The organism is Streptomyces sp. NPDC006283 (assembly GCF_040613325.1).
GTDB lineage: Bacteria > Actinomycetota > Actinomycetes > Streptomycetales > Streptomycetaceae > Streptomyces.
Genome location: NZ_JBEXRZ010000231.1, coordinates 1 through 11,453, shown reverse-complemented (window position 1 = coordinate 11,453; position 11,453 = coordinate 1). Strand labels below are relative to the sequence as shown.

General features: G+C 65.9%; 10 protein-coding genes, 5 pseudogenes and 1 riboswitch. Of the genes and pseudogenes, 9 read left to right on the top strand and 6 right to left on the bottom strand.

What is annotated here, in order from left to right; genetic code table 11:
• Positions 1-167 precede the first annotated feature (167 nt).
• Positions 168-287 (top strand): LAETG motif-containing sortase-dependent surface protein, encoded by a 120-nt coding sequence (locus ABZ070_RS31205; RefSeq protein ID WP_356638705.1) that lies wholly within the window; start codon positions 168-170, stop codon positions 285-287.
• A gap of 120 nt (positions 288-407) precedes the next feature.
• A pseudogene (locus ABZ070_RS31200) lies at positions 408-585 on the top strand (IS5/IS1182 family transposase); the annotation flags it as partial.
• A gap of 38 nt (positions 586-623) precedes the next feature.
• On the opposite strand, the pseudogene ABZ070_RS31195 reads toward ABZ070_RS31200, so the two are convergent.
• Positions 624-1,377, bottom strand: a pseudogene (locus ABZ070_RS31195) (transposase family protein).
• Between the two features lie 545 nt (positions 1,378-1,922).
• On the opposite strand from ABZ070_RS31195, the pseudogene ABZ070_RS31190 reads away from it, so the two are divergent.
• Positions 1,923-2,176 (top strand): annotated as a pseudogene (locus ABZ070_RS31190) (hypothetical protein); the annotation flags it as partial.
• On the opposite strand, the gene ABZ070_RS31185 reads toward ABZ070_RS31190, so the two are convergent.
• Both ABZ070_RS31185 and ABZ070_RS31180 read right to left on the bottom strand, forming a co-directional pair.
• A complete protein-coding gene (locus ABZ070_RS31185; protein ID WP_356638703.1) occupies positions 2,072-2,569 on the bottom strand; it encodes a hypothetical protein in 498 nt (165 codons plus the stop codon). The pseudogene ABZ070_RS31190 and the gene ABZ070_RS31185 sit on opposite strands and share 105 nt — an antisense overlap.
• Positions 2,570-2,642: 73 nt before the next feature.
• Entirely contained in the window at positions 2,643-2,855 is a 213-nt protein-coding gene (locus ABZ070_RS31180) for a transposase family protein (protein WP_356638701.1), read from the bottom strand.
• 832 nt (positions 2,856-3,687) lie between these two features.
• Here ABZ070_RS31180 and ABZ070_RS31175 point away from each other — a divergent pair.
• Positions 3,688-4,554, top strand: coding sequence for a GNAT family N-acetyltransferase (locus tag ABZ070_RS31175; RefSeq protein ID WP_356638699.1), 867 nt, complete (start codon positions 3,688-3,690; stop codon positions 4,552-4,554).
• 195 nt (positions 4,555-4,749) lie between these two features.
• Here the strand turns inward: ABZ070_RS31175 and ABZ070_RS31170 are convergent.
• The 3 genes and pseudogenes from ABZ070_RS31170 to ABZ070_RS31160 form a co-directional block, all read right to left on the bottom strand.
• Positions 4,750-5,131, bottom strand: a pseudogene (locus ABZ070_RS31170) (transposase family protein); the annotation flags it as partial.
• Between the two features lie 13 nt (positions 5,132-5,144).
• Positions 5,145-5,561 carry a universal stress protein gene (locus ABZ070_RS31165; protein WP_356638697.1) on the bottom strand — a complete coding sequence of 139 codons (417 nt, stop codon included), beginning with the start codon at positions 5,559-5,561 and terminating at the stop codon, positions 5,145-5,147.
• 1 nt (position 5,562) lies between these two features.
• Positions 5,563-7,125 (bottom strand): APC family permease, encoded by a 1,563-nt coding sequence (locus tag ABZ070_RS31160; protein ID WP_356638695.1) that lies wholly within the window; start codon positions 7,123-7,125, stop codon positions 5,563-5,565.
• A 1,003-nt stretch (positions 7,126-8,128) separates the two neighbouring features.
• Here ABZ070_RS31160 and ABZ070_RS31155 point away from each other — a divergent pair.
• The 5 genes and pseudogenes from ABZ070_RS31155 to ABZ070_RS31135 form a co-directional block, all read left to right on the top strand.
• Entirely contained in the window at positions 8,129-8,821 is a 693-nt protein-coding gene (locus ABZ070_RS31155) for a DnaB-like helicase C-terminal domain-containing protein (protein ID WP_356638693.1), read from the top strand.
• A gap of 281 nt (positions 8,822-9,102) precedes the next feature.
• Entirely contained in the window at positions 9,103-9,297 is a 195-nt protein-coding gene (locus ABZ070_RS31150) for a hypothetical protein (RefSeq protein WP_356638691.1), read from the top strand.
• A gap of 47 nt (positions 9,298-9,344) precedes the next feature.
• Positions 9,345-9,605, top strand: a complete 261-nt coding sequence (locus ABZ070_RS31145) for a hypothetical protein (protein WP_356638689.1) — start codon at positions 9,345-9,347, stop codon at positions 9,603-9,605.
• Positions 9,606-9,985: 380 nt separating this feature from the next.
• Positions 9,986-10,166, top strand: a riboswitch (cyclic di-AMP (ydaO/yuaA leader).
• A 4-nt stretch (positions 10,167-10,170) separates the two neighbouring features.
• A complete protein-coding gene (locus ABZ070_RS31140; RefSeq protein ID WP_356638687.1) occupies positions 10,171-10,974 on the top strand; it encodes a LysM peptidoglycan-binding domain-containing protein in 804 nt (267 codons plus the stop codon).
• 384 nt (positions 10,975-11,358) lie between these two features.
• Positions 11,359-11,453 (top strand): annotated as a pseudogene (locus ABZ070_RS31135) (30S ribosomal protein S6); the annotation flags it as partial.

The following is an 11,453-nucleotide window of genomic DNA, read 5'->3' as shown; positions in this document are numbered from 1 at the left end:
CTACGGGCGGCACCACGGGCGGCACGACGGGTGGCGGCACGTCCGGCGGGTCGGACACCAGCGGCACGTCCGGCGGGTCGGACACCAGCGGCACGTCCGGCGGGTCGGACACCAGCGGCACCGCTCCCACGGTCCCCTCGGCAAAGCCGAGCTCCCCCTCGGGCGACCTGGCCGAGACGGGCTCCTCCAGCTCCGCGCCTCTGATCGGCGGCGGGGCCGCTCTAGTAATCGTCGCGGGCGGCGGCATCATGTGGGCCGCGCGGAAACGTCGTAGCGCGCAGCACTGACGCTGGCACGGATCTCTCGGAGATTCTGCGGATGTTTCGGCTGAGTGGGGGCTTTACGGAGTGCGTCGACTCTGCTGCGCAATTCCTTCCTTCGTGCGTGGAACCCGGTAGGAATTTGCCGTGACGCGCAAGCAACTCGCCGATGCTCAGTGGAAGTTCCTCGAGCCCTACCTCTTGATCGGCAGGTTTGGCCTTACCCCGAGCTACTGCGGAACAGTTCGAGGGGGTGAGGCGGTTCCGGTCCAGCGGCCAGTTATGGGAGATGCCCTCCGAGTTCGGCCCCTGGGCCACCGTCTACTGACGCTTCCGCGTCGCCGGCTTCTTCACTGAGCTCTTTCAGCGTTGCCGCTCGAGGGTGAAGCAGTGCCTTCGCGATTGACGTCATTCGATTCGGGCTGCTGCGTGCTCTGCGGATGACGCGCCAGGACTTCAGCCGTGCCATCACGCGCTCGACAGGTGCGCGAGCCGTGGCGAGGGCGCGGTTGACGGTGCTTGGGTCGGGGTGAGTTCGCCACCGGGTGGCCGCTTGAGTCCGATACGGTCACCCAGGGGCCGACGCCCTGGTAGGCGCGGTCGGCGAGGACGGGCACGCCCTGGCGCTGGCAGATCCGGATGATCCTGTGCGTGCGGGCAGCGGTCAGGTCGTGGCACCGTCCCGGCAGCGCGGGCGAGATCCACAGCATGTCGCCGACCGGGTCGGTGATGACCTGCACGTTGACACCGTGGCGGCGGTGCTTGGCGGAGTGGTCGTCCCGTCCGTGGCCGAGGCGGTCGCACTCGGCAAGGGTGCCGTCGAGCAGGACGTAGTCGGGGTCGTTCTCGCGCAGGACTTGGAGCAGGCCCGGTGCCTGGTCGGCGAGCAGGTCAATCACCCCTTCGAGGTGTAGGCGTGGGCGGTGCCGACGGAGATCCCGAAGCCAGCGGCTATCTGTGCGAGGGTGTCGTGCTTGCGCAGGTACACCAGGGCGACCAGCGCGCGTTGGTGCGGGGCCAGCTTGCAGCGGCGGTCACCCTCGCGGGTGACGATGAGCATGGTGACCCACTCGACCAGAGCGTGAGGAAGGTCGAGTGCGGCAGGATAGTGAACCAACGAGGCTCCTGTGCCAGCGAGATGAGACTTCGAACACCTCCCTCAACGGCACGGGAGCCTCGTGCGTTGCGTACACCACGACGTCACCCGATCAGTAGGCAAGCTGAAAGAGCTCACTGTTCTGGCTGGAAGGCCTGATTACCGCGGCGGCCCGCGCAGGCAGGACAGACTTGTCGCCGGTCAGCATGGACTTCACCACTGCTCGCGCCCACCACGACGCCGCCGGGATGCAGGTCGGCAAGGACCTCATGGAAGGCGGCTTGAAAGCCGCACGCGAGCAGGAGAATGCCCGGCAAAAAGGAGGGGCGGACCGCAGGGACAAAACGGACAGGGCTGAGTGCCGGAGCGTCCGACGCAGACTCTGACCTGGTCTTTCGCCGGGTGACGGGAGTGGCGGGGCTCCGGACGTTGCGGGGGCGGTCTCACGGAGACCGCCCCTCGATCGTGCGACAACGCCGCAGGTAGTAACAGCGGCGGGGCAGCCTCCCAGAGTGATCACCGAGTATGCCTCGAACTGGACGTTGGCTTCCTGGCCATCGGCCACCGCGTAGGAGGGGCAGCGGAACACCCAACTGTTCTGGGCGGCATGCTCCGCGCTTACGAGAACGGCCTCGGCGACTCCCTGACGGAAGCCCTCACCGGCGCGGCGATCCGGGCCGGCCTCGCAGATCGCGAGGCCCGCGCCACGACCGCCTCACGTCGAACCGCGACATCCGCTGACCGCGGCCTGGCCGTGAGAGCAAGACCACCCGACCTTTCCGGTAGACCGTCCGCAGTGAACCCTTTTCATCCTTGGTAGTTGCAGGTCAGCAAGGTTTGAACGGTTTCGTGATCCGGCGATGCGGTTGGGCGAGCAGCGGGCTCGGCCGAGGATGTGCCATTGCTTGAGCTGTGCGAAGGCGCGTTCGCCGGGGGGCTCGGAGTCGGGCGTGTTCCCGGTGGTATTGCTGGTAGTTGGGCCGGTGGGATCCGGTGGTGGTAGTAGGGGCTGCGGACCGTGGCGCCGACGCCCTGGTAGGCGCGGTCGGCCGGGACGAGGATCTGCCGGGTCAGACAGGCTTGGATGATGCCGTGTGGTGTAGGCCGCCGTCAGGTCATGAGTCCGGCCCGGCAGTGCCTCGAAAAACCACAGGGGTGTGCCGTCGGGGCGGGCGGTGAGCTGCACGTTGATGCCGTGCCTGCGGTGTTTCATCGAGTAGTTCGGTTCGTCCGCCGCGATCCGGTCGGTGAGGGGCAGGGTGCCGTCAACGATGACGAAGTCGCCTTCACCCAGGCCGGCAGCCGGTGCTTCGTGCAGATCCCGGAGCCCACGCAGCCAGGACCTCGACGGTCTCCTCGGCATACCGCCAGGCAGTCGCCGTAGAGACACCGAACCCCGCCGCGAACTGCGGAAACGTCTCGTTCTTCCGCAGATGCGCGAGTGCCAAGGATGCCTGCTTGGAACAACCCAGGCACCGCCAGGGAGACTTCCTCGACATCGAGCGTGGAAGGATACGAAACCAACAGGGCCTCTCGGACGCCGGTGTGTTGAGTGAAGTCACCAGCCAACGACCAGGAGCCTGCCATGTCACTTCCCCACCCCTCTGACCAGCCCTTTTCACCGTTCAAGGACGGGATGAAAGGGTTCAGTGCGGTAGCCGGCTTATGGTGACCTCAAAGGCTTACGTCTCACTGCAAACGGTCCGCAGAGTCCAACGACTACCAGGCCGAGCATGAACTGCTCTCACAATGCTTTCCAGATTTCTAGTTGCGGTGGATTCCGTCAGGCGCATGTGCGCGTGGCCCTTGAGTGGGTCGTACGCCAGCCGTCACTCACTGTCGCCGTCCGTGAAGCGTAAATCACTTCTTACGTGCCATTGCCGTAGCGATACCTGCCCCCGTGAGCCCGGCCCTCGGCCGCGCCGGGCTCAGCGAGGCCGCGCTCGGTGGACAGGCACCGCACCGCACCGCTGCCGGACAGGCCGACGCCCACGACGACGACGTCGAGGTGCAGCGGGCCGACCTCCCCCGCGAAGTCCGTCGGCGACGACCTTCACACAGAACCGTCGACCTTTCGACCGGTGCCCAGAAATGGCGGCGCACTCAGCCCACGGAAGCCAACACTGACATCAAATGACATGTCCTCGCCTCACGCATCCCGCTCGGTTGACGCCTCGTCCATGGCGTGCGCCAACTCCAAACTCTCAGTGCAGTGATCCCGTGAGCAGCAATTACTCATGCACCGCCCAGCCGCATCCCATTTATATTATTTATCTTGTTTCGTGCCATGTATCCGGCAGGTGACAACCATTGCGAGACGCGGGAGTAGCAGTGATCCACACCGGACAGAACCAGTGGGCCGGATCGACGGGCTTGGAGGAACCCGGCCGTTTTTCGGTGCGCCCCTACGCGCCCGCGGACCTCCCCGCCGTGCGAGAGCTGGTTGCCCGTGACAAGCTTCCCGGCGAACTACCGCCGCCCCACGGGCTTCCCGCACAGCGACCAGAGGGAAGCAAAACGTTTACGCTGACGGGCCTGGAAGGCGGTCAGGTACGCGGAGTGATGTGCCTGGCGGTGCGCCGTCCCGATGACGCGGGGCTGATCCACTGGCTCCACGCGGGCGAAGACTTTAACGCCATCGCCGCGCTGCTGTCCTTCGCCCGCAGCCATCTCGGCCCCCGCACGCTGTATGCCTTCACCGCACCGGCTACCAGCGCCGACGTCCCCGGCCTGCCAGGAGGGCACCGGCTCGCCACCGTCCGCGCCCTCACCGCAGCCGGTTTCACTCCCACCACCAGCCAGCACTACCTGCTGCACGACCTCACCGAATCTCCGCCTGAGCTGGCCGATCCGATCGCAGACGTGACCCTGCTCAACGACTTTGGGGGATGGCGCCTGACCGTCATCGGCATGGACGACCACGTGCTGGCTAGCGCCCTGCTCTCTCGCCCGGACCCCGAATCCGGCACCGCCACCCTGTGGCACCTCGCGGTTCACCCCATGCACCGCCGCCGAGGACTGGGCCACCGCCTGCTCACCCAGTGCCTCCACGTCGCCGCCGCCGCGGGCGCCCGCCGTACCGCCACCCATGCCGACCCGGGCTACGAACCCACCGCTCGTCTTTTGGCCGCCCACGATTTCGACCTCATCGACACCCTCACCGTCTATCGCCGCCACCCCAACTGCTCACCCAAGTAACGACCACATAGACGAAAACGGGTGACGAGGCCGTTCCCGTAACAGGCGAGGACTCGGTCTGTTGAGCGGCGTCGGCGGACAGCCCCCGTACCGATTTCCACGCTCGCGAGTCGTCAACCGCAGATGAACGGCTGACTCCTACGCTTGTCGTGCTTGTCAAGCAGCAGGAGCGAGGTCGGTTTGAGTGAGCCTCTTTCATCCTGATTGGCCACAGGTCAGGAGTGTGTGTACTGCTGCCACGGTTCTGCCGATGCGGTTGGTCGAGCAGCGTGCTCGCCGCAGCACTTGCCAGGACTTGAGACGTGCGAAGGCGCGTTCGCCTAGGACTCGGAGTCGGGCGGGGTCCCGGTTGAACTGCTGGTAGTGGTCGGGTTGTTCACTGTGGCGGTAGTAGGGGGTGCGGAATGTGGCGCCGGCGCCCTGGTAGGCGCGGTCTGCGAGGAGGAGGATCTGGCGGGTGAGGCAGGCCTGGGCGATGCCGTGGGGGCGGGCGGCGGTCAGATCATGTGTCCGCCCGGGCGTGGCTCGTGAGAACCAGAGCGGAGTGCCCGTCCGAGCGCGCGATGACCTGCACGTTTGAATGATCGAGGTCAGTCCGCCGCCGGAACGCAGAGCACGGGAATCTTCGACAGATGCAGCAGCTTGTGGGGGGTTGATCCCAACAGAGCGCCGCGCATTGGGCTCTCTCCGTAGCTGCCGACCACGATGACCTGTGCCTCATGGCGCACAGCGGCATTGAGCAGGGCCTGCGCCGGTTTTTCGTCGATGATCTCTACAGCCGTCGGCACGCCGGCGTCGTCGGCCGCCTCGACGGCATTGGCGAGCGCGGCCCTGCCGATCTCGCGGAGTACCTCGGCGTGGGCCTGGTACTCCTCACCCATGCTGCCGGGGGCCGCAGCGCCGTAGACGAGTACCAGTGGCTGGCCGAAAGCCGATGCCACCTCGATCGCGACGTGCAGCGCCCGCACAGCGCCGGGTGATTCGTCGTAGCCGAGGATGATCGACATCTCAGGACTCCTCGGGGTCTCTGGGGTGCTTGGCGACTCTGCGATGGCGCTCCATGGCGTGCACGATCTCGGGATTGGCCACACCACGGCTTTCGCTCCAGAATCCCGGTGCCGCCAGGCGCTGGGCGGACATGATGAGCAGGCCCACGATCACGATGCCGATACCGATGATGAGGGGCGGGCCGAGCCCGAACCACGAGACACCGCTGTAGGAGTTCGCGGGATTCGACATGTCGATGACGGATTCCGCCAGCAGCCACGTCAACAGCACGGAGCCGGTCAGGGGCCCCACGCCGATCCGGAGGAAGTTGCGGATGTTCTCGGTGAGATGGCGCCTGTAGTAGACGGCGCAGGCGACGCCCGTGAGCGCGTAGTAGAACGCGATGAGCAGCGACAGCGCCGTGAGGGAGTCGAAGAGCGCGTTCTCGCTAACCTGGCTGACGATCAGATACCAGGCGATGGCAACGAAGGCGACGGCCCAGGTGCTCACATCGGGGGTGCGGAAGCGCGGGTGGATACGGGCGAACACGATCGGCAGCGCTCTCCTACGGGCCATGGACAGCCCCGTGCGCGACGCCGGAATGATCGTCGTCTGGGTCGCGGCCAGTGCGGAGGTGCAGACCGCCAGCAGCACGAGCCAGTCCCATCCGCCCATGATCTGGCGGGCGAGCAGGGCGAAGATGAACTCCTCCTCAGACGCGTTCTTGGCCAGGAACGCCGGTCCGGCAAACGCCACGACCGCGATGGTGACCGACAGATAGGTCACGAGCAGGATGACCGTTGACCAGATCCCGGCCCGGCCGGGGGCGCTGGCGGAGTTCTTGACTTCTTCGGTGAGATTGACGGCCGACTCCCAGCCCCAGTACATGAACACGCCCAGTAGCAGGCCGCCGGTCAGTGCGGAGCCACCAGCCCCGAACGGATTCAGCCACTCGATGACGGGTTCGATGGGCCCGAGGGGACTCGTGCCGTCGTAGACGCGGTAGACCGCGACGACGGCGAAGGCGAGCAGGGAGGCGATCTGCGCGAGGATGAGCACGTTCTGCACATGGGCCGACGCCTCGGTACCGATGACGCAGATGCCCGTCATTACGAGGATGACCAGCACTGTGAGCACCTGGCGGATGACCGGGTTGTCGGCCCAGCCGTCGAGGCCGACGGTGAGTAGTCCGAAGCCGACGGCGACGTCGGCCAGTGAACCAATGACGAGGACGCCGGTCATCATGATGGCCCAGCCGCCCATCCAGCCCGTCCAGGGGCCCATGGCCCTGGTGACCCACGAGAACGTCGTGCCGCAGTCCTGGTCGACGTGGTTGAGGTAGAAGAAGGCCGAAGCGATCAGCAGCATCGGTACGAATGACGCCAGGACCACACCCGGGGCGTAGATGCCCACGAGGGCCACGACGGCTCCGATGACGGCAGCCAGCGAGTACGCCGGGGAAGTGGCGTTGATACCGATGACAAGCGCGTCGAGGAAACCGATCGCGTTGTGTTTCAGTTCCCCCTGCTTTCGAGGGTCGTGCGGGCTGGGCGGTGGGCGGGTGCCCGCGACGTCATCGGCCATATTTCCTCTCAGATCAGGGCAATATATTAATTTTATGCGATTTTAACGAGGTCATCCGGAGACGGCCAGTAGTCATGGGCCACCCGTGACCGGGGTCAGGGGCCGGGCGGGGCTCACCCAGTCCGGCAGACCGGACGAAGCGGAAGGGGACCGCAGATCCAACGGGCGCCCCTAGCTAGTGCCGCCGGTCCCTTGACAGGGCCCCTGGGGCCACCCGGCCGTATTAGGGGACTCAGGCGGCGGGCTCAAGGGGGTGCGATGGACTTCGGGATCCGGGAGAACTGGAGGTCTCAGGGGGCGAAGAGGCTCACCGCCGAGAGGGCTCCATACTTCCGCTCATGCAGCAGGGCTTCAGTAACAACCAGGCATGCCGGATTGTCGGGCGCGTCGGATCCTCCAGCATTCGGCGGGGCGCTCGCTGATCATGATCATCGGGTCGGCGAACAGCTGCTGTAGTTCCTTGACTGGAAGGTCTGATACGGGTCTGTCAAACGAACGGGTCTGGCCCGCAGCCGGTGGTGAGCTTGGTGTCCGTCTGGGAAGCAGGATGCGGTGGCGGAGTTCCAGCCCAGCGTAAGTGGCAGAAATAGCTGGTCGACCGCCAAAGTCGACCCTGAAGAAATGCCACGAGCCTGAGACACCAGACGAGGACGGGCTGCGACAGCCGAGAGCTCCTGGTCAGGGTGGCGACCTACACCCGGACCGCGAAATCCTACAACCGCATTAAGATAAGGCTGCTACCTGTGCAAGGGAGCACACGGATGATGTACGACTGCCCGATCTGTTCGAAGCCCATGGAGCCTGACTCCATGAGTGCGACCACGATTGCCGAGGTGACCAGAGGCGAGTCGCATCACTGGGTCTGGGGGCCGCATCCCGTGCAAGTGGCACCCTGCCGCAGGCGTCTACCATTCAGTCATCGAATCGGCGTTGACGACTTCGCTTCGACTGCGGAACGCGTGCCGGGCAACCGTCCGGAGACCGCCCGGTTGCTGGGGCCCTGATGGCTGACCGGTCCTCCGCAGCATCGCGCTTCCTCTCCCGGCTCGCTCGCCGAGCCGGCGGAGGAAACATCGAGGAAGGCGACGGCATCACGCCCTGGCCGGAGATGGACGACGTCCTCAAACTCCAGCCTGCACACGTGGTCTGCCTGGGCACACGCTCCCGGAACCGAGAGGCGCAGGTCGGCTACGACATCGCGGTACACGCTGCCGCGAACGGTCTGCACGCCGTCCTTTTCGCCCCGGACCTCACCCCGCGCAACCCCGTTCCCAACCTGACCATCATTCAGAAGCAGCGCCCCACCACCTGGTACGTGCAAGAAATACTCACCAGACTGACCGACTCCCGTACGCCCGCAGATCTGGTCGTCATCGACCGCCTCCAACTGATGAACACAGACCTGGACGCCCCGGTCCAGACCGCAGAAGCCGCGGACGACATCGGATGCGCGCTCAAGCAGATCGCCATGACCGAGGCCTTGGGGCTTCCGCCCATCCTGCTCATCGCCCGCCTGGAACGCCCCCGGCGGCCCGGGACACTACTGGACATCGACGATCTCGGTATCGGAGCCAACCTGGAATACCACGCCGACACCGTGGCCCTCGTGGACCGGACCGAACCCGATGAAGTCAATGTCTTCATCGCCAAAGACCGCTCCGGGCCCGCGCCTCGCCACCTGACGATCACCTGGTAACACGCCGCAGCGGCGTCGCGCTGATCAGCAGTTCCCCGAGGGGCTCTGAGCGCGCCCCTCGCTGACGATCAACCGCTCCCGTGTACCGCGCCTGGGGCGGAGATCGCGCTCGGGGGCCCGATCACGACCGTAGAGGTTGCCGCCCGAGGCTGGCCTGGCAGGCGACAGCGGCACTCTGCCGGGTCGCACTGTCAGTGGCTGCCCGGAGAAGGAGGTTGAAAGGGATGGCCGTGGGTCAGCACGACGGCCGATGTCATCGCGCTGCCCGTAACCGACCGAAAATGAAGCCGGCCGTGTACGCGGCTGCGGGGATCCCGCACTGCTGGCGCCTGGAACTCGACCCCGCACCACGCCTCTACCTCGGACACCTGGACAACGGCACCTACCGGGACCGGCTCATGCAGGCCGGCGACACCACGACCGTGACCGAACCCTTCGGCTTCGACATCGACCCGGCACGCCTGGTCCGCCGGTAGTCGGTGCTGCTGACTTTCGGCACCCAGGCGGCACAGGAGGTCATTCCGTGAGCTTCGTCCACGGAAGCGAGGTTGAAGCCGTCCATTCACCGGAGACGTTCTCCGCCCGCACCGATGGTCGGCGGAAGGTCTGCGGGCCACCAACCTCATCCAGCTCGCCCAGTGGGCCGGACGAGGGGTATGCGCACGCGCCGGACCTGCTGCGCGAGGCGGCCGAGGTGATGCGCATCGGCACCGAGCTGACCGCGCGGGGCGCTGCCATCGTCGGCAGCCTGGAGCGAGATCGACGTGGCCGCGCCTGCCTGTAGCTACTACCGTGCCGCGCCACGGACCGTCTCGCGATCGAGTGGCCCGCCAAGGAGCCGTTCCTTCGTAACGCGGCGGATACCTCCCAGGACCTGACCCGCTGCGACCGTCGGCACCCCTGGCGCGCCGACCTCCGGGAGCTGGACTTGCGCCTTCGTGGGACGTCGCCGCCTCCCGGGCCCCCTCCGGCACCACACGGCACGCTCCCTCCACCAGAATCACGACCCGGTCTTATGACAACAAGGTTGCCGCTAATAGCGGCGGAGACGTTAGATCGGATCCCACAAGCGGCGCGCCTCACAGTCGGCGTCCGCACGCCGTGCCCGAAAAGTCTCTGAAACGGAGCAGCGCTTCCGCTTACGGTCACCGCAATCGCCACAATCCAGATGAAACGCTGAATCCTGCCGTCGTCTGGTAAACCCACCCATCTTACGCACGGCAGGAGCGGGGGATCCAGGTAGGTCGACGATCCGGCAACCGGAACGGCTCACGCACTCCTACTGCGGCCGGGCATCTCCAGCCCGAAACCCGACAGCCGACCTCGCAGGCGACGGAGAGGAACTCGCCATGCCCGCAAAGGGTAAACATCGCAGTCCCAAGTCCAGCCCGATCACTCGGGATTTCGTCGCTGCGGGTGCGGGAACTGCCGCACTCGTCCTGCCGGTGATCGGCGCGACCACTGCTGACGCGGCACAGCCGACGGCGCACTCCTTTACAGCAGAAGAGGCTGTGGCGCCGGCCATCGCGGGCGCCACGCCCGCCGCCGCGAAGAAGGCTCTGCCCACCACCTATTCCGTCACTGTGGGCGACTCCCTTTCCAAGATCGCACACGCGCACTCTCTGAGCGGAGGCTGGATGCGACTGTACAAGGACAACCGGCGGGCAATCGGTAGCAACCCTTCGCTGATTCACGCGGGTCTCCAGCTGACGGTCGGCAAACAGACCAAGGTGACCCCCAACACGTCTTCTCCGGAAGAGGCCAGCCGCTCCGCGCGGAGGAGCACACTGGCCTCCAATAGTGCCGCCACAGCCGCGAAGCCCGCGACCTATGCGAACAACCTCGACGGCTGGATCAGGGAGTCGCTCGATGTCATGGCCAAGCACGGCATCCCCGGCTCGTACAACGGCATCCACCGGAACATCATGCGCGAGTCTTCGGGCAATCCGCTGGCTAAGAACAACTGGGACTCCAACGCCGTGGCAGGAACTCCGTCCAAGGGACTCCTTCAGGTCATCGACCCGACGTTCGGCGCCTATCACGTGCCCGGCACGTCGATGGACAGCTACGACCCGGTGGCCAACATCACCGCCGCATGCAATTACGCCGCCGACAAGTACGGCTCAATCGACAATGTGAACGGCGCCTACTGACGCCCTTCTAACCTCAGTCGCGTCACATACGGATGCACAGACCGCTCCCGGGACATGCGAGCCGACACGGCGTACCGCCGGCCAGACCCCCAAACGTGGAGGGGAGGGGGTGTGGCCTGGTCCCAACTCAACAGGGTCTGTCGCAATTGGGGCTCGACACCAAGCGTCACCCCTGGGTCGGCGGCGTCCGTGCATCTGTCTCATGATCCTCGCGGTGCGGGTGTTACTGCCGCACCGAAGATGTCCGGTCGTTTTCGAGGCCGTTGGTGAGACTGCGTCGCAGGTGGGGCAGGTCGGCGGCACTGGCGGTCCTGATCTACTCAGTGAGTTTCACGTCGTTGCGCTCGGCCGGTTTCAGTAGGGTGGCGAAGCCACGTACGAGATCTCGACCCCGATCTCGAGGAGCGTTCTGTCTCCCCGCTGATCGAGAACTTCCTCTCCGTCGTCCGTGAGGGCAACGGAAAGGTCGAGAAGGTCGA